Below are 16,326 nucleotides of genomic sequence, written 5' to 3' on the forward strand. Positions count from 1 at the left end.
CCCCTCCCCGCGGAAAATCCCGCCGGCGCAATTTCCGTGACGGCGGCCGCCGGTTCGGCTTCCATGACATCATCGAAACGGAGGGTCCGACATGGCGAGCAACCGGAAGCCGAACGGAACGATGCCTCGATCTCGGCAAGAGACCGCCGCAGCGAGGCCCGGGCGGCGGCGACAACGTCACCGGCCGGGACGCCGAGGTGCATGCCCGATGCGCAGACGACATGGGGGAAAGGCGTCATGGGGTGATCTCCTCGTGTACGGGAAGGGACGCGCCGCGCTCGCGGAGCCGCGCAAGCAACGCCGCATCGGGCAGGCTTCGCGGTGCGGTATCGGCAATGTGGTCCATGCGCGCGCGGTGAAAGTCGGCGGCCGCAACCGCTCCGCCGGTCAACGCCTCGACCCGGGCGATCAACCCGGCATCGGCGCCATGACGACCGAGCGCGATGCGGCGAAGCGTCGACCCCGCATGCGCGCCGTCCAGCTCGAGAAGTTCGGCGAGGCGCGCCCAGGTCAGACGGCGGCTTGTTTTCCAATCGGCAAGCTTCATATTCCCAAAATAGGCAGATATTGCCATTTTGGTCAAGTGGCGAAAAGGCGAAAAACACCCTTCCATCGCTCTCCAATGTGGAGATGATCATGCCATGGCAAGGAACTTCATCCAGAAACTGAGAAAAGGGCTGGGGATGACCCAGGCCGAGCTGGCCGAGCGCATCAATGCGGACCCGGAGTCCGACATCACGAACGCCGACGCCTCCCTGATCAGCAAGATCGAGCTCGGCAAGGTTCGCCTGTCCGACAAGTATATCGGGCCAATCGCAAGAGCGCTCGACGCCAGTTTCGCGGAGCTTCTCGGCGAAGATCCAAGCGCAAAAGCCGTCCCGAACCGTCCGGTTGTCAGGTCATCGGTTCGCCCCGTGCCCGAGAAGCCATCAACATCGCCCGCCCCGGTGCCCGTCTACGGCACAGCAGCCGGGTCGGCCGCGGGCACGCTGACCCTGACCACGGAAGTCATCGAATGGGCCAAGCGGCCCGAGGCGCTGGCAGGCAAGAAGGATATCTACGCGCTATATGTCGTCGGAACCTCAATGGAGCCGCGCTACTATGCCGGCGACATCGTGTTCGTCGACCCGCACCGTCCGCCGCGCGCCGGCGACGACGTGATTGTACAGACGCGAGACAACGGAACGGACGGCACCCAGGCCGCACTGAAGCGCTATGAGCGCAGCACCGCGACGACCGTCGTCACGACACAGTTCAACCCGCCGGACACGATCGAGTTCCCGCTCGAAAACGTGAAGGCCGTTCACCGGGTTCTCACCCGCAACGAGATCGCGGGCGTCTGATCGCTACCAGCCGCAGGCCTCGCGCAGCGGAGCGATCTGCTCCTCGAGGCCGGAGATATCGAATGTCGCCATGAACGGAGATTCCCCGTAGGGCGTCATGCGGACGACAAGTTCCGATTTCCCGAACATACCCTTGATGAACGGTATGGACCTCGCTCCGCTCCACAGCCCGAGCGACGAGCTGTCCGTCGATTCAGCGGCAGAGACGACTCCCGCAGGATCCCTGTCCAACCGGTACTCGATGTCGCCGTAGTCGTTGTATCGGCTCGAAGTCATGTGGCAATGCGTCGCAAAGAAGAGAGCCGTCGTGTTTTCCATACACCGTATGTGCAGCTGTATTGGTTCACGGGTGAACCGTCCGCAATCGACCGCCTCGCGCGAAAACGTCGTCAGAAACACATTGCGGTCATCCGTCAGCTTCGAGATCCTCTCTTCCACCTGCCAGTTTCCCCGCCGCGAGACGCTCGTCTTCGGCGTCCTCCCGGAAAGCCGGTCATAGCAGGCCAACCGGTCGAGATCGCTATTCTCCCCCGCACAGGCCTCGAGCTGCGCACGAAGCGGCTCCGCCGCCGTCGCCGGCGAGCCCGCAGCAAGCAGAAGCGCGGCAATCGTTACTGATACCCTCATCGCCATACCTCTCCGTTCACATCACAAAATAACCGGATTCTCCGCGGGGGACGCAAGGCCAAAGGCGACCATTCACAACCGGGTTGACATAATTGGCGATTTCTGCCTTTCCTAGAAAAAGGCGATATTTGCCAATGGAGGTCAACATGCATTCCGGCACCCCCCGAACACCCGCCCCGGGAACACCCCGCCGGGTAACCCCGCAGGCCCGCGCGGCCTTCTCCGCGCTTCATGCCCGCGCCGCGCTGCACCCCGCCGAGGAGAGGATCGTCCGCACGGACATGGCGGAGCTGATCCGCGAATGCCGACGCGAGACGGGCATTGCCGACATCGCCGCGCTGACGCAGGCCGGATACGGCGACGGGATCGCCATCGACATCGGCTGCGACATCGCGGTCGCCGCCGGGCGCCGCGACGCGTCGGCCATCCGCGCGGAAAGGAGGGCGGCATGACCTACCCCCGCACGGAAAAGGAAATCCTGTCCGACATGCGCGAACTGGCGCGCATCAGCCTGCGGCCGCAGCCTCTCGGGCGCACCGAACGCGCACTTCTGGCCGGGGCGGCTGCCGTCTGGTTCGCCGCATGCGCGGCCGTCGCGCTGCCCCGGCTGTTCGAGATCGAGGCCGCGCTGAAGGCGGCGGCGGGGGTATGACCATGAATACCGCTACGGAAAGACGCGCAGCCATGGCCGCCCCTTCGTGGACGCGCAACGGCGGCCTTGTCGATCTCGCCAATCCGAGACCCGAGGATGTCGATTTCGCCGCGATCGCAGGATCGCTTTCGAAGCTGGCTCGCTGGGCAGGTCGCCACGACGGCCCTGCCTTCTCCGTCGCGCAGCACTGCGTTATGGGCGCCGATGCCATTGCGGCCGAGACGGGCGATCGCTTCGCCGCGGGGGCCTTCCTGCTGCACGATGCCCACGAGGGCAACGGTATCGGAGACATCGTCACGCCTGCTGTCAGGGCGCTGGAGGCGACTGCTGCGGAGCTTCTCGGCCCGGAACAGGGCCACAGCGCAGTCATCGGCACGGCAATCAGTCTTCTCAAGGCGCGCCACGACATTGCCATCTGGCGCGCCGCCGGGATCGACTGGCGAGCCATGCCGCGTGATACGGCGGCAGCCGTCAAGGCGATGGACAAGCGCATGGGCGAGGCCGAGGCGCATTTCCTCTTCGGTCCGGCCGCATGCCCGCGGCCGGACCCCTACCCCAAATTCACCGGTTCGCTGAAGCCGTGGGGCCCCGCCAGGGCGGAGGAGGCATGGCTTCAGCGGCTGGACCTGTACCTGGGAGTGAGACCGTGAGCGACCTGGAAAAACTGACCGACGCCCAGCTGACTGATCGTCGCAATGGATGGGAGAGGATTCTCGAAAGAGTGTCCGCCGGCGAACGTATCGCGATCTCGATCGGCAAGGGGGCGAGCCGCGCGGAAATCGAGCTCGCCCGCGACGAGGAAATCAGTCAGCGGGCGCGCCTGGCCTCCGCCCTCGAATTCGAGATCGGATGCATCGACGCCGAACTGGCCGCACGGCGTGCGGCCGAGACGGCGCAGGTCTCCGCTCGCGCGCCCATCACCACAGAGGCCGCGGCGGCGGCCGAACAGAAGGAGCACGTCTGATGGCCGGATCCGTGAACAAGGTCATCCTCGTCGGCAATCTCGGCGCGGACCCCGATGTCCGCCGCCTGAATTCCGGCGAGCCCGTCGTCAACATATCCGTCGCGACCTCGGAGAGCTGGCGCGACAAGCAGACAGGCGAGCGCCGCGAGCGCACCGAGTGGCATCGCGTCGTCATCTTCAACGAGCATCTCGCCAAGGTCGCCGAGGAATATCTGCGCAAGGGATCGCGGGTCTACATCGAGGGGCAGTTGCAATCCCGCAAGTGGCAGGACCAGTCCGGGCAGGACCGGTACACGACCGAGGTCGTGCTGCAGCGCTTCCGCGGCGAACTGCAACTGCTCGATTCCTCCGGCGGCGCGCAGAGCCGTGCCGAGAGCCAGGCGTCGGCCTATGGCCGCGGCGGCGCGTCCGGGGAGGACGAGTTGCGTCGCCAGGCGGAGGAGAGAACCCGGCAGGCGCAACAGGGCCGCGGCCTTGCCGACGAAATGGATGACGAGATCCCGTTCTAGGAGGCCGACATGACCATCATCACATGCCCCGATTGCGACGAGGCGTTCAGCATGGACGAGCTGGTCACATATCCGGACACGGCGGACCTTGTCCGGCTGCACGAGGCCATCGTGGCCGGCGACCGTCGAGAGGCATCGGACACGCTCCGGCGGATGTTTCCCGGGGAACTGATGGATTTCGAGGCGACGGAACGCCTGCTCGCGGCAAGGAAGGCTGAGGCGAAGCCAGACACATCAACGGAAAGGACGGCGCCATGAGAATTACCATTCCCGACAGATACATGCGCCGCCGTATCATCCGCGCATGGCGCGTCGCCAGAGCGATCCTTTTCGGGCAGTACCATGCAAACGTGTGGGACGGCGAGGCCGACTGCATCGAGTATCTCTACCAAGGCAAGGTGTGGCGCGTTCCCGACACATTCAGCGGAATGGGCAGATGCCCCGGTAGCGTGCGCGGGTCGGCGGAGCGTCTGCGGCTCCAGACGACACAAGCCACGGATGCGGCATTCGTATCGATACAAAGACCCCTTGTCGAAAGGGTTCGAGACATCAAGGCCGACATCGCGGAATTCGATGGCGATCGGCGCGGGATGTACGCCGCGCTCGAGGATGCGGAGCGCGAACTGATCAGCGCGGCCCTCAACAGCATCGAGCAGGACGAAAGGAGGCGACAATGACAGCACAGGACACCGTCGCGCGCGACCGGTTGCGCGCCTTTATCGAGCGGATCGAGCGTCTCGAGGAGGAGAAGGCGTCGATCGCCGACGACATCAAGGAGGTCTACGGGGAGGCGCGCGCCAACGGCTTCGACGTCAAGGCCATGCGCAAGATCGTCGCCCTTCGCAAGGTCGATCCCGTCGAGCGCATGGAGATGGAGGCCGTTCTCGACCTCTACATGAACGAGCTCGGCATGAAACCCGGCAGCGAGGAACGCCAGTGACGACGGCCGGGGAATGGGAGCGCGTCTGCCGGGCGGAACATGCCCGCTGGAGGCGCCAGCGCGCGGCGCGCGCCGTTCTCGCGGCGCTTGCCTGGACGATCGCATCGATCGGCATCGCCATGCTGGCGGCCGCTGCGACAGGCGAACGCGCCGCCGCGCCCGTCCAATGGATCGCCGAAACACCGGGGAACACCAATGACTGAATTCACCATCCACCGATCGCAATTTCTCCCGGCCATCGCCGCCGTCCGCGCCGCGATCGAGAGGCGCAATACCATACCCATACTTTCGAACGCGCTGATTGCGCAGGCCGATGACGGCCGGATTGCCGTGACGGCAACCGATCTCGACATCCGCGTGACCGCGACGGCCGAGACCGTTTCGGGAGAAGCTTCCCGGGAGGGCATAACCCTGCCGCTTGCGCGCCTCTACGACATCGTCAACCGCTTGCCCGAGGCCGCCGAGATCGCCGTCAGGGCGCAGGATGCCGATGCGACGATCACCGCAGGGCGCTCGCGCTTCAGGCTGCACAGCCTGCCCGCTTCGGATTTCCCGGAAACCTCGCCGCCGCAATACGACATCGAGTGGAAAATGCCGGGCCGCCTGCTCGCCCGCGCGGTGGACGCCTGCCTGTTCTCCATCGGGGATGAGGAAACGCGATACTACCTCAACGGCATCCATTTCCACCACGGCGGCGAGGACAGCGAGCCATCGCTGGTCGCGGTCGCAACCAACGGCAAGACGCTCGCACGCATCGTCATCCCTGCGGAAAGCTTCGAGGACTACGGCCCCTTCCCCGCCGCCATCGTTCCGTCCAAGGCATGCCGCCTGCTGCGCCAGCTTGCCGACAAGGCCGGCGACGACCCCGTGTCCGTCGCCGCCAGCGCGGACGGCTGGCGGCTTTCGGCCGATGGCACCGTCATCGAAACGAAACTGATCGCGGCCCAGTATCCGGACTATCGCCGCGTGATCCCGACCGGGAACGACAAGCGTCTCGGCGTCGACAGCCGCCAGCTCGTCGAGGCATGCAAGCGGATATCCGCCGTCTCCGACAAGCGGGAGAAGGCGATCAGGATCGATATCGCCGACGGCGCCATGACGCTCAACCTGCGCGACATGGACAATGGCGAGGCGGCGGAGGACGTCCAGGCCGACCTCGACGGCGAACCGATCTCGCTCGGTGTCAATGTCGACTACCTGGCCGGCACGGTGGACGCGCTGGATTGCGACAAGACGTCGATATCGCTGCGGGATGCATTGTCGCCGGTCCTGTTCGAGCCGGAACGCCAGCCGGACGGCTTCAGCCTTCTCTCCGTCGTCATGCCGATGAGGATCCCGTCATGATCCTCCCGCCCGGTATCGACATGGATACGCCGCTACGGCTGAAGCGCGCGGCCGAGATCGCCTTCCCGGACGGCGGGATGACGGTCTCCGGCCTGCGCCGGGAGCGCGACGCCGGGCGGCTCGAGACGGCATTGATTGCCGGCAAGGAATATTGCACCTTGCGCGCGATCCAGGAGATGCTCGCAAGATGCCAAGGCCTCAGAAAGGCGCCCGCCTGTACTTCCGGCCCGAAAGCCGCAAGGCCGACGGAACGCTCAGGTCCGCGGCCGGATGGTTCGTCCGCGACGGCAACCGCCTCCTGTCGACTGGATGCGGCCCTGATGACCGCGCGGGCGCTGAAAGATGGCTTGCCGATTACCTGACGCGCAAGCACGACCCGCTGGCGGACGCGGGGCCGAAGGAAGAGATACTCGTCGCCGACATCATCAACGCATGGCTGCGCGCCACGGCGGCCGGCCAGTCCCGGCCGAGGGAAACGGCGGCCAGGGCGATTCGGCTGCTCACGCATTTCGGACAGATGAAACCGGGAGAGATCGCCGGGAAGGCTTGCCGGGACTACGCCGCATCCCGGCCCGCGGTCGCCGGACGCCGGGAGCTTGAGGATCTGCGCGCGGCCATGAACTGGGGCAGGCGCGAGGGGATGGTCGATGCCGTCCCGGCGATACAGCTGCCGCAGAAGCCGCCGCGACGCGAGCGATGGCTGACGCGCGCCGAGGCCGCGGCGCTGTTGCGCGCCGCCTGGAACAGCCGGCAGAAATGGATGGGAGAGGAAACGCGGCGCCGAGACGGAAAGCATTTGGCGCGCTTCATCCTGGTCGCACTCTATACCGGTTCGCGCGCCGGCAATGTCTGCTCCGCGGCATGGGAGCGCCGCGACGACGCCGGATGGATCGATCTCGAGGCCGGCCTGTATTACCGCAAGCCGCCGGCGAAGCGCGAAACCCGCAAGCGCGCGCCACCCGTCCCCCTGCCCGCCCGGTTGCTGGCCCACATGCGGCGCTGGCGCAGGATCGATCCGGAGGCGACATGGGTCGTCGAATGGCGCGGACGGCCGGTCTGCCGCGTGTCGAAGTCCTTTCGCTCGGCACGCGCCGAGGCAGGCCTCGGGCCGGACGTGACACCGCACGTCCTGCGGCACACGGCGGCGACATGGCTGATGCAGGCCGGCGTCGACATGTGGGAGGCCGCCGGCTATCTTGGCATGACCGTCGAGACGCTGGAGCGCAACTACGGCCATCACCACCCCGACTATCTCCGCCGCGCAGCGGACGCGATCGGCCGCAATCCGGCCAATCGGACAGAAGGCGCGGCATAGCCCGTGTTCCGGCGCATCCACATGCGAAGCTAGTCCCGACCTTGCCGTCCAGGCGCGGTGAGAAATTTTATGTTTCGCGGGGGCTGGCGAAAGCCGGCGACTCATAATAGATGCGCCGCCGTTGGCATCCCCCTACGCCAACGCGTGGCGGCCGGCATTCGGACCAGATGCGGGCCGTCACGCTCGGGGATCGCGACGAAAGCCTCAACCAGTGCAAAGACTGCCAGATTCAAACCGGCCAGCCACGCTCGATCGCCCCCCCGAGAAGCTTGCGCGCGCGAACTTGGAGACATACCTTCGAACACGCAGGAACACGGAATGATCCCGTTTTCTTGACGTTAAGGATTTTGATGTTACACATCTGTTGACTTCCACACCTCTGTAACAGGCGCTATCTATGAATTCAGCCGAACTCAAGCGGCTTTTGAAAAAGCATGGATGCAAGTTCGAAAACCATCGCGGAGGCAGCGGACATCAGACTGTCAGGCGCGGCAAAAGAAAAACAATTATGCCGAACCATGGCAGCAACAAAGAGCTTCCGAAGGGGCTCGTAGCAAAAATCCTGAAAGATCTGGAGATCAAGTGATGGCCTACTGGTATGAAGTAACCCTCTCAATGGATGAGTTGGAGGACGGCACTTGTACCTGGCTTGTCACCGCCCCGGATTTCCCGGAAGTGACGACTTACGGCGACACCCAAGAAGAGGCATGCCGAAACGGCCTGAAGGCGATCGAAGAGGCTATTGCCGCCCGCATGGCGGACGGAGAAGACGTTCCGCCACCGCTCACGGAAACAAACGGAAAAGGCCGTTACGTCGGGCTGTCGGCACTGATCTTTCTCAAGGCATGCCTCTACATGCTTTGCCGCGAACAGGGCATAACACGCGCGGAATTGGCCCGACGGCTGGGGCGGCATCGCAACTCTGTCGACCGGCTGTTCATTTTGGACCACAAGTCTCAACTGGATCAGCTGGAAGAGGCGTTTGCAGCTATCGGGCATCCACTATCCTTCGATATAGGCTACCCCGCAGCGGCGTAGGACAGGCATCAGGGGGCCATTTTCCCGACGTCAGGATTATGGTCCTCAGCGTTCAAACCGCATTTCCATCCTCGACGACTTCGCCATCGATCGTTGCCGGCGGGGGTTCGACGGCCGCTTTCAGCATGGCATGCGCCATCTCGAGAATCCGGATGGGATCCGGAAGGGAAGGTCTGCCTCCCTTCGGGCCCGCGATCTCCCGGCTGAATTCGATTGCAAGCCTCTCCATCTCCGGATAACGGGTGCAATCGAATTCATATGCGTCACGCGGGATAGTTATCGTTTCGACCATGACCTCCCCACAGATACCCCACAGTAAGAGCTCGGCTTTCCGTGAACAGATACGGAACAAACCAGCAGAATACGGCAAATCGCGCCCGCATTCCCGGCAGCGTCGGTTGTTCGGGACGAGGGGGTCGCAGGTTCAAATCCTGCCACTCCGACCAATTTCCCGCGAATGCATGAAGACGTCGAAAGCCGACGGCGGATATCCGCCGCCCGCAGGTTGTTCACAGCTTAAGTCCGAACCACGGTTTCGCATTCGCAGCAGCATCACCCGCAATGTGCAACGACACTCCGGCTGCGGAAGTCGTGCTGTATTCATGCCGTAATAAACCGACGCTCACCTTTTCCGAAAATCAAACACCAATGCGCGCGGGCAAATACGTCGCGGAATGCATTCCGGAGCGAATGCTAGCCTTGAATTTGACACATTATACTCTTAGCCGCCCCATTAGCCGTTATGCTGTATTTCCTACAACTTCGCGTTTCATTTCCGCGCGTGAGCGTACCGTTACCGGCAAGGCCGGTGTGCAGTTACGCCCAAAGCGCGGGGCAACCTTTTGCAATTCAACTCAGCACGGTTTCGTAATCAAATTGCCACAGCGCGAAACAAAGTCGGAAAATCAACCTATGGCGCAAAATGCAGCCCCCGCCCGCGAGCTTCCCCTATCGAATTTCGCGGATCGCATCTCCGAGTGCAAAACCAACTACGACATACTTCGTCTGGTGCGGGAGTTGGTCCAAGCCCATCGTTTCGGGCACTTCCTGATCGCACGCCTTCCGGAACCGGGTGAAAGCAAGATCACCGCGATCTCCATCGTGAGCAACTGGCCGTCCGAGATGGTAGCGGCCTTTGACGAAAACGGACTTCTTGCGAAATGCCCGGTGATCCACGCGTCGCGGAAGAGCACCCGGCCGTACATATGGAGAGCAGGCGAAAGCGACCCGCAATCGCCAGTTCTTTCCGACAACGACTACGTGGATCTGTTCGGTCGCTTCGGGATCAAAATGAGCGTCACGATCCCGGTCCAGCAGGCATCGGGCCAGCGCGGTATCGTGAGCCTGTCCGGCAATCGCGAAACGCCGTCGGAAGCCGAACTGATGGAGATCAGCTACTATGCCAACCTGGTGTACGCGCAGATCGCCGAAATCGGGGACACGGGATCGGGGCTGGAAAACCTGTTGAGCGCGCGCGAACGCGAATGCCTGCAATGGACATCCAGCGGCAAGACCAGCCAGGAAATCGCCGCGATCCTCAAGCTCTCCGAACACACGGTCAATCACTACCTGAGCGCCGCGTGCCACAAGCTCGGCGCGACGAACCGCGCCCATGCGGTTGCCAAGGCGATCCGGGCGGGTCTGCTGGACTGAACCGCGCCCCGCCGATCCCCGCAACGGCGGCCCGAACCACGCCGTTGTGGTAAACGAATCGAATCTCGTGTTAACCGTTTTGCGCCAGACTTCCGCCCGCAGGGATGGTCCGGGCCACCGAAATCGCCGAAAGCGGCCGTGCGCGCCAGCTTCTTGACGAATTTCGCCGGGAAGAATGTTTTGTTCGGGTACAGCGGGTAGCAGGCAGCGTTTTGGCGGTTTCGAGAGTTTTGAACTATTTGATGGGAGCCTGCTCCCGGTTGCGCAGCGCAATCCCGCGCGCGCGCCTCGCGGCTGCCATTGCCGCCGGATGCGCCCTCGCTCCGATGCCATCCGCCGCGTTCGAACTCCTGGGCATATGCCTCTTCGGCACATGCCGGCAAGACGACGACCAGGGCCTGATCGCCCCGAAACCCTACACTGCCACGCTGGAAGTGCTGACGGACGGCAGTCCCGACCCCGAACTGGAAAAGGCCGTGCGCAACGCCTCCCTCGTCTGGCAGGAACGCGACAAGCCGGCCGCTGGATCGGCCGGGCTGCTGACACGCGCCAAGGCCGATTACCGGCGCATCCTGGCCGCCCTCTACATCGAGGCGCGCTACGACGCCGAGATCTCGATCTCGTGGAACGGCCGCGAGATCGCCGACCTTCCCGCCGGAACCGAATTGCCGGATTCCGCGCAGCTGACGATCACGGTACGGGCCGGCCCGCCCTTCCGCTTCGGGCGTACCGAGATCGTCAACCGCGCACCCGTGGCGACGACACGCCGCGACCGCGTCGCCGACCCTGCCGGGGAAGGCTTTCTCACCGGCGCGCCAGCCCGTGCGACGGCGGTGAACAAGGCCGGGCGGCTCGCCACCGACGCATGGCGCCAGCAGGGCTATGCGAAAGCTCGCGTCGCGAGCCGGAAGGTTACCGCCGACCACAATGCCGGCGAACTCAACGTGACGCTCGAAATCGAACCCGGCGAGCGCGCCAGCTACGGCCCGGTCACGGTCAAAGGCACGGAGCGCATGCGTCCGAGCTTCGTCGCGCGCCAGACCGGACTCGCCGCGGGAGCGGAATACGATCCGGACGATCTGAAGCGGGCCGAACAGCGGCTGCAGCGCCTCGGCGTGTTCAGCTCGGTTTCCCTGAAGGAGGCCGACAGGATCGGCCCGGACGGCGCGCTGCCCTTCACGCTCACGGTGCGGGAGTCCAAGCTGCGCCGCATCGGCATGGGCGCGACCGTGTCCACCGTCGACGGTGCCGGGCTGGAAGGGTTCTGGCTGCACCGCAACCTGTTCGGGCGCGCCGAGCGGCTGCGTTTCGACGGCCGGATATCGGGCATCGGATCGACGGCGAGCTTTGACGAGTTCGACTATTTTCTCGGCAGCGAGCTCACCCTTCCCGGCCGCTTCACGCCCGATACCGACATTGTCATCGGCGGTTTCTTCGAACGCGAGGTGCTCGACCTCTACAGCAAGAACCGCGGTTCGACTTCCGTCTACGCCAACCATTTCTTCTCCGACGAACTGACCGGACGGATCGGCACCTTCGTCACCTATGGCGAGTATGACGACGTGTTCGGTGTGCGCCGCTTCGGTGTCGCCGGTCTCGAGGCAGGCATCGAATACGACACACGCGACAGCAAGCTCGACCCGACCAGCGGGTTCCATGCGCGCTTCACAGGAAAGCCGTTCTACGAATGGGAATTCGGCAACGCGGTCGGCAAGCTGGAAGCCGAACTGCGAGCCTACCACGCACTCGGCGCGGAAGAGCGGACCGTGCTCGCGGCACGGCTCAAGGCCGGGACCATATTCGGGGCCTCCCTTTCCCAGATACCGCAGGACGAACTGTTCCTGGCCGGTGGCGGCACTTCGGTGCGCGGCTATGCCTATCGCGGCATCGGGGTCGATGTATCCGGCGGCACCTCCGGCGGACGATCGCTGCTCGAAGCCTCGGCGGAGATCCGCCAGGACATAACCGACACGATCGGCATCGTCGGCTTCGCCGATATCGGCCATGTCAACAACGGCTCGATTCCCGACTTCTCCGGTGACATACGCATCGGCGCGGGAATCGGATTGCGATACAATACCGGCCTCGGACCGTTGCGACTGGACGCGGCCGTACCGCTCAACCGACAGAGCGGAGATCCGGCTTTCGGCATCTATGCGGGGATCGGACAGGCCTTCTGATGACCATCGCGCGCAGACTCCTCCTCATCTTACTGCCGCTGGCACTGCTAGCCTGGGCAGCGGCGCCCGCACGCCCGCAAGATTCCGACGAGGCGGAGAAATCCCGGCTCATCCTCTACGTGGAAGAGCAACTGTCCGCCCCGAACCGGCAGATCCGGCTGAACGGGATACGGGGGACGCTCTCTTCGGATGTCCGCTTCGAAAGCATCACGATTGCAGACGAAGACGGGGTCTGGCTGACCATCGTCAATCCGCGCCTGCAGTGGACGCGCAGCGCCCTGCTCCGGGGACGACTGAACATCGAGAGCCTGACCGCGGAACGCATTGACTGGCCGCGCATGCCGCGGCCGGACGATAGCGCGCCCGCACCGGAATCGGCCGGCCTCCAGTTCCCGGAACTTCCCGTTTCCGTGACGATCGGGGAACTGACGGTGCCGGAAGCGCGCTTCGGCGAACCGGTTTTCGGCCTTGCCTCCGTCCTGTCGCTGGCCGGGCGTTTGTCGCTGGAAGGCGGATCGCTCGACACGATTCTGGATATCGAGCGTCTCGACGGCCCCGGCGGACGGCTGTCACTGGAGGCCGCGTACGAGGCGGGTTCGACGCAACTCGACATCGCGCTTTCGCTGGAAGAACCGGCGGATGGCGTCGTCGCCAACCTTCTCAACATCCCGGATCGCCCGGACGTGGCGCTGACCGTCGAAGGCTCGGGAGAACTGGAGCGTTTCAATGCCGCGCTGACATTCGACGTGGGCGGAGAACGGACCGCCGACGGCGAACTGGTCGTGACCGGCGCCAACGGCTCTTCGGAGCGGCTCTTGAGGTTCGACCTCTCGGGACCGATTTCGCGCATTCTTCCGGAAGAACACCGGGCCTTCTTCGGCCCCGAAACCGCGCTGACCGCCGATGTGGTGATGCACGCGGAGAACGGCTTCGAGATCCGACGGCTCGCACTCGACAGCGGTGCGCTGGACATCAATGCTTCAGGCTCCATTCTCGCCGGCGGCTTTCCCCGCGAACTGTCCGCCGACATCACGCTTCGCAGCGCGGACGCCGCGCCGGTCAGGCTACCGCTGTCCGGCGATCCGGTCACCGTAGGGAACGGTGCGATCACGCTGCGCTACGGGACGGACAGCCCCAACAGCTGGAAACTCGACGGCGCTGTGAGCGACATCGCATTCCCCGGAGGGACCATCGAAGAGGTCCTCATCGCGGGTGACGGGGACATTGCCGGACTGGACGCGCCAGCCGACAGGGCGCTCACTTTCGGGATTGACGCCGAAGCACGCGGCTTCCGCGCGGACGATCCGGCGGTCGCGGGCGCCGTCGGCAATCAGCTCGACGTTTCCGCCGAAGGAAACTGGTCGACCGACAATCCCCTGCGCATCGAGAATGCTGCCATCACCGGCGACACAATGCGGTTGACAGCGCGCGGACTGATCGAGAACCTCGTCTTCAAGGGCACGTCACAGGTCGAGGCACAGGACCTGAACGCCTTCTCGCTGATTGCCGGGCGCACGCTTGCGGGCCAAGCTGCCCTCGCCGCAAATGGCAGTATCGCAATTGCCGGCGGCGCGTTCGACCTGACCTTCGACGGCACGCTGAGCGGCGCCCGCATCGGCCAGGATTCGGCTGACCGCCTGCTTGCCGGAGACACGAAACTTACCGGCGGCGCCTCCCGCTCCGCCGACGGGTTGCGCTTCAGCGACCTGAACCTTGCAAACGACCAGATGAACCTGCGCGTAGACGGAACCTACGCGACCCGGAGCGCCGCCTTGCGCGTGTACGGGGAAATTCCCGAACTCGCGGCCGTGATCGACGATGCCGCCGGCCGACTGACATTCGACGCCTCGCTCGACAAGCCGGACGGTTCCCGGCGTGCGACGCCATATGACCTGGTCTCGCAACTGACGCTCACGGACGCGCGACTTTCCGGCCGCGCCGTGCCGAGCGCGGAACTCTCCTTCGATGGCCAGATCGAGGAGGAAACGCTTGCCGGAACCCTTGCCGGCGATGGGCTGGTCGGCGGCGATGCCATAGACATTTCGGCGATTCTCGCACGTAGCACGGACACCCTGTCCCTGAAGGACCTTTCCGCCCGGGTCGGATCGGCGACTCTCACGGGCGAACTCTCGATCGCGGAGGGAAAGACGAACGGCCAATTCAGCATTGCCGCTCCGGACATCTCGACGGTGGCCGCGCTGGCACTTTCCGACGCATCGGGAGCGCTCAACGGCACCGCCACGATCACGGGACCGTCGGACAGTCCCAATGTTTCATTCGATGTTCGGGGATCGGAGCTGACGGCCGCCGCGCTGCGCGCCAATGCGATCGCTCCCGTCTCTGTCTCGGCAACCGGGAGCTACCAGGGCAATACCGTTCGCCTGTCGCAGTTCTCCGCACGGAACGCGCAGAACCTCGACTTCAGCGGTTCCGGGACCATTCCGCTCTCCGGTCCCGGACTGTCGCTTCGCATTGCCGGCAGCGCACCGCTCGGCCTCGCCGAACGGTTCCTCGCCGAACGCGGCACCCAACTCACCGGCACCATTCGCGCCGATGCCACCCTCGGCGGATCACTTGCCTCGCCAAGCGCAGACGGCCTGTTTTCGCTCTCGGGCGCAAGCGCAACCGATCCGCAGGCAAACCTCAAGATTACGGACATCACCGGACTGGCGGGACTGCGCGGCAATACAATCTCCATCACCCGCCTGACGGGCCGGGTCGGCGGCGGGAGCCTATCGGTCAGCGGGACGATCGGTCTTGCCGGTACGCTGCCCGCCGATCTCGATATTGCACTTTCGAACGCCACCTATTCGGACGGTGAGACCATCCGCACGACGCTGTCCGGGAAGCTGGCGCTTTCCGGACCGCTGACGGCAGGACCACTTCTCTCCGGCCAGATCGATCTTCTCGGTACGGAAATCACCGTACCCGAAACGATCGGCAGCGAGGTCGACCTTCTTCCCGTTCGTCATGTCGCGCCGGATTCCGGCACCCTGCGGACCCTCGACCGCATCGCCGCCGTGCTGCCGAAGACCGGCGACACCACCGTCCAGGCACCGGTACGCCTGAACATCGTCGTGAACTCGCCCAACCGGATATTCGTTCGCGGGCGCGGAATCGATGCCGAGCTTGGAGGGCGCGTGCGCGTGTCCGGACCACTCGACAATCCACAGCCGGTCGGCGCCTTCAACCTCATCCGCGGGCGTCTTTCGATATTGAGCAAGAGACTTCAGCTCACCGAGGGCAGCATAACCCTGACCGGCTCGCTCGACCCCATGCTCAACCTGGAAGCGCAGACGAGCGGCGATGGTATCCTGGCCTATGTCGGCCTGTCCGGAAGGGCATCGGACCTGTCGCTGGACCTCTCCTCGTCCCCCGAACTGCCGGAAGACGAGATTCTCGCCCGTGTCCTGTTCGGAAAGAGCATTTCCAGCCTGTCGCCCCTGCAGATCGCCAACCTCGCCACCGCGGCCGCGTCTCTTGCCAGCGGCGGAAGCGGCGCCGGACTGTCCGAGAGGATCCGGCAGGGTATCGGAGTCGACGATCTCGACATCACCCAGGACAAGGATGGCAATATCGGGGTACGCGCCGGCAAGTATGTCCAGGACAATGTCTATCTCGATGTCGAGGCGGGCCAAAGCGGCGGCGAGGCGTCGATCAATCTCGACATCACGGACAGCCTGACGGCAAGGGGTACCGTCGACACGGAGGGCGACTCCAAGCTCGGCATATTCTTCGAGAAGGACTACTAGCCCGGCGGA

Annotated in this window: 20 protein-coding genes; 17 read left to right on the top strand and 3 right to left on the bottom strand. The window is 64.5% G+C overall.

Translation table 11 applies throughout. The features are described from left to right. Positions 1-235 precede the first annotated feature (235 nt). Entirely contained in the window at positions 236-547 is a 312-nt protein-coding gene (locus tag HTY61_RS09915) for a hypothetical protein (protein ID WP_175276635.1), read from the bottom strand. A gap of 94 nt (positions 548-641) precedes the next feature. On the opposite strand from HTY61_RS09915, the gene HTY61_RS09920 reads away from it, so the two are divergent. Next, positions 642-1,343 (top strand): XRE family transcriptional regulator, encoded by a 702-nt coding sequence (locus tag HTY61_RS09920; RefSeq protein WP_175276636.1) that lies wholly within the window; start codon positions 642-644, stop codon positions 1,341-1,343. A 3-nt stretch (positions 1,344-1,346) separates the two neighbouring features. Here HTY61_RS09920 and HTY61_RS09925 read toward each other — a convergent pair whose 3' ends face one another. Beyond that, on the bottom strand, positions 1,347-1,970 hold the full coding sequence (locus HTY61_RS09925; RefSeq protein WP_175276637.1) for a type VI secretion system-associated protein TagO: 624 nt from the start codon (positions 1,968-1,970) through the stop codon (positions 1,347-1,349). A 146-nt stretch (positions 1,971-2,116) separates the two neighbouring features. On the opposite strand from HTY61_RS09925, the gene HTY61_RS09930 reads away from it, so the two are divergent. The 13 genes from HTY61_RS09930 to HTY61_RS09990 all read left to right on the top strand — a co-directional run bounded on the left by HTY61_RS09930 (position 2,117) and on the right by HTY61_RS09990 (position 8,732). Then, the gene (locus tag HTY61_RS09930; protein WP_175276638.1) at positions 2,117-2,422 is read left to right on the top strand and encodes a hypothetical protein; all 306 of its coding nucleotides are present in this window, start codon (positions 2,117-2,119) and stop codon (positions 2,420-2,422) included. Next, entirely contained in the window at positions 2,419-2,622 is a 204-nt protein-coding gene (locus tag HTY61_RS09935; protein WP_175276639.1) for a hypothetical protein, read from the top strand. The genes HTY61_RS09930 and HTY61_RS09935 overlap by 4 nt, the downstream gene beginning before the upstream one ends. 2 nt (positions 2,623-2,624) lie before the next feature. Next, positions 2,625-3,272 carry a hypothetical protein gene (locus HTY61_RS09940; protein ID WP_175276640.1) on the top strand — a complete coding sequence of 216 codons (648 nt, stop codon included), beginning with the start codon at positions 2,625-2,627 and terminating at the stop codon, positions 3,270-3,272. Next, complete coding sequence (locus HTY61_RS09945; protein ID WP_175276641.1) at positions 3,269-3,586, top strand: hypothetical protein; 318 nt, start codon at positions 3,269-3,271, stop codon at positions 3,584-3,586. The genes HTY61_RS09940 and HTY61_RS09945 overlap by 4 nt, the downstream gene beginning before the upstream one ends. Then, entirely contained in the window at positions 3,586-4,095 is a 510-nt protein-coding gene (gene ssb / locus HTY61_RS09950) for a single-stranded DNA-binding protein (RefSeq protein ID WP_175276642.1), read from the top strand. Before HTY61_RS09945 ends, ssb begins: the two co-directional genes overlap by 1 nt. A 9-nt stretch (positions 4,096-4,104) precedes the next feature. Continuing rightward, positions 4,105-4,353: a hypothetical protein gene (locus tag HTY61_RS09955; RefSeq protein ID WP_175276643.1), complete on the top strand. Its 249-nt coding sequence runs from the start codon at positions 4,105-4,107 to the stop codon at positions 4,351-4,353. Next, complete coding sequence (locus tag HTY61_RS09960) at positions 4,350-4,772, top strand: hypothetical protein (RefSeq protein ID WP_175276644.1); 423 nt, start codon at positions 4,350-4,352, stop codon at positions 4,770-4,772. Before HTY61_RS09955 ends, HTY61_RS09960 begins: the two co-directional genes overlap by 4 nt. Beyond that, positions 4,769-5,035 carry a DUF2312 domain-containing protein gene (locus HTY61_RS09965; RefSeq protein WP_175276645.1) on the top strand — a complete coding sequence of 89 codons (267 nt, stop codon included), beginning with the start codon at positions 4,769-4,771 and terminating at the stop codon, positions 5,033-5,035. Before HTY61_RS09960 ends, HTY61_RS09965 begins: the two co-directional genes overlap by 4 nt. Further along, a complete protein-coding gene (locus tag HTY61_RS09970; RefSeq protein WP_175276646.1) occupies positions 5,032-5,238 on the top strand; it encodes a hypothetical protein in 207 nt (68 codons plus the stop codon). The genes HTY61_RS09965 and HTY61_RS09970 overlap by 4 nt, the downstream gene beginning before the upstream one ends. After that, positions 5,231-6,379 (top strand): DNA polymerase III subunit beta, encoded by a 1,149-nt coding sequence (dnaN, locus tag HTY61_RS09975; RefSeq protein ID WP_175276647.1) that lies wholly within the window; start codon positions 5,231-5,233, stop codon positions 6,377-6,379. The genes HTY61_RS09970 and dnaN overlap by 8 nt, the downstream gene beginning before the upstream one ends. 187 nt (positions 6,380-6,566) lie before the next feature. Next, positions 6,567-7,694 carry a tyrosine-type recombinase/integrase gene (locus HTY61_RS09980; RefSeq protein WP_175276648.1) on the top strand — a complete coding sequence of 376 codons (1,128 nt, stop codon included), beginning with the start codon at positions 6,567-6,569 and terminating at the stop codon, positions 7,692-7,694. A 397-nt stretch (positions 7,695-8,091) separates the two neighbouring features. Next, positions 8,092-8,280 (top strand): type II toxin-antitoxin system HicA family toxin, encoded by a 189-nt coding sequence (locus HTY61_RS09985; RefSeq protein ID WP_175276649.1) that lies wholly within the window; start codon positions 8,092-8,094, stop codon positions 8,278-8,280. Then, complete coding sequence (locus tag HTY61_RS09990) at positions 8,280-8,732, top strand: type II toxin-antitoxin system HicB family antitoxin (protein ID WP_175276650.1); 453 nt, start codon at positions 8,280-8,282, stop codon at positions 8,730-8,732. The genes HTY61_RS09985 and HTY61_RS09990 overlap by 1 nt, the downstream gene beginning before the upstream one ends. A gap of 52 nt (positions 8,733-8,784) precedes the next feature. Here the strand turns inward: HTY61_RS09990 and HTY61_RS09995 are convergent, their stop codons facing one another. Next, positions 8,785-9,024: a hypothetical protein gene (locus HTY61_RS09995; protein WP_175276651.1), complete on the bottom strand. Its 240-nt coding sequence runs from the start codon at positions 9,022-9,024 to the stop codon at positions 8,785-8,787. 269 nt (positions 9,025-9,293) lie between these two features. On the opposite strand from HTY61_RS09995, the gene HTY61_RS10000 reads away from it, so the two are divergent. The 3 genes from HTY61_RS10000 to HTY61_RS10010 all read left to right on the top strand — a co-directional run bounded on the left by HTY61_RS10000 (position 9,294) and on the right by HTY61_RS10010 (position 16,317). Then, positions 9,294-10,385, top strand: a complete 1,092-nt coding sequence (locus HTY61_RS10000; RefSeq protein ID WP_175276652.1) for a helix-turn-helix transcriptional regulator — start codon at positions 9,294-9,296, stop codon at positions 10,383-10,385. Between the two features lie 326 nt (positions 10,386-10,711). Beyond that, entirely contained in the window at positions 10,712-12,565 is a 1,854-nt protein-coding gene (locus tag HTY61_RS10005) for an autotransporter assembly complex protein TamA (RefSeq protein WP_246272773.1), read from the top strand. Continuing rightward, positions 12,565-16,317, top strand: coding sequence for a translocation/assembly module TamB domain-containing protein (locus HTY61_RS10010; RefSeq protein ID WP_175276654.1), 3,753 nt, complete (start codon positions 12,565-12,567; stop codon positions 16,315-16,317). The genes HTY61_RS10005 and HTY61_RS10010 overlap by 1 nt, the downstream gene beginning before the upstream one ends. Positions 16,318-16,326: the final 9 nt, after the last annotated feature.

The sequence above is a fragment of the Oricola thermophila genome (assembly GCF_013358405.1).
In the GTDB taxonomy this organism is placed as follows: domain Bacteria; phylum Pseudomonadota; class Alphaproteobacteria; order Rhizobiales; family Rhizobiaceae; genus Oricola; species Oricola thermophila.

Bases quoted from the DNA above. Each gene is read 5' to 3' on its own strand.
- HTY61_RS09915 (WP_175276635.1), bottom strand. From the start codon at position 547: ATGAAGCTTGCCGATTGGAAAACAAGCCGCCGTCTGACCTGGGCGCGC.
- HTY61_RS09920 (WP_175276636.1), top strand. From the start codon at position 642: ATGGCAAGGAACTTCATCCAGAAACTGAGAAAAGGGCTGGGGATGACC.
- HTY61_RS09925 (WP_175276637.1), bottom strand. From the start codon at position 1,970: ATGAGGGTATCAGTAACGATTGCCGCGCTTCTGCTTGCTGCGGGCTCG.
- HTY61_RS09930 (WP_175276638.1), top strand. From the start codon at position 2,117: ATGCATTCCGGCACCCCCCGAACACCCGCCCCGGGAACACCCCGCCGG.
- HTY61_RS09935 (WP_175276639.1), top strand. From the start codon at position 2,419: ATGACCTACCCCCGCACGGAAAAGGAAATCCTGTCCGACATGCGCGAA.
- HTY61_RS09940 (WP_175276640.1), top strand. From the start codon at position 2,625: ATGAATACCGCTACGGAAAGACGCGCAGCCATGGCCGCCCCTTCGTGG.
- ssb (WP_175276642.1), top strand. From the start codon at position 3,586: ATGGCCGGATCCGTGAACAAGGTCATCCTCGTCGGCAATCTCGGCGCG.
- HTY61_RS09955 (WP_175276643.1), top strand. From the start codon at position 4,105: ATGACCATCATCACATGCCCCGATTGCGACGAGGCGTTCAGCATGGAC.
- HTY61_RS09960 (WP_175276644.1), top strand. From the start codon at position 4,350: ATGAGAATTACCATTCCCGACAGATACATGCGCCGCCGTATCATCCGC.
- HTY61_RS09965 (WP_175276645.1), top strand. From the start codon at position 4,769: ATGACAGCACAGGACACCGTCGCGCGCGACCGGTTGCGCGCCTTTATC.
- dnaN (WP_175276647.1), top strand. From the start codon at position 5,231: ATGACTGAATTCACCATCCACCGATCGCAATTTCTCCCGGCCATCGCC.
- HTY61_RS09980 (WP_175276648.1), top strand. From the start codon at position 6,567: ATGCCAAGGCCTCAGAAAGGCGCCCGCCTGTACTTCCGGCCCGAAAGC.
- HTY61_RS09985 (WP_175276649.1), top strand. From the start codon at position 8,092: ATGAATTCAGCCGAACTCAAGCGGCTTTTGAAAAAGCATGGATGCAAG.
- HTY61_RS09990 (WP_175276650.1), top strand. From the start codon at position 8,280: ATGGCCTACTGGTATGAAGTAACCCTCTCAATGGATGAGTTGGAGGAC.
- HTY61_RS09995 (WP_175276651.1), bottom strand. From the start codon at position 9,024: ATGGTCGAAACGATAACTATCCCGCGTGACGCATATGAATTCGATTGC.
- HTY61_RS10000 (WP_175276652.1), top strand. From the start codon at position 9,294: ATGTGCAACGACACTCCGGCTGCGGAAGTCGTGCTGTATTCATGCCGT.
- HTY61_RS10005 (WP_246272773.1), top strand. From the start codon at position 10,712: ATGCCATCCGCCGCGTTCGAACTCCTGGGCATATGCCTCTTCGGCACA.
- HTY61_RS10010 (WP_175276654.1), top strand. From the start codon at position 12,565: ATGACCATCGCGCGCAGACTCCTCCTCATCTTACTGCCGCTGGCACTG.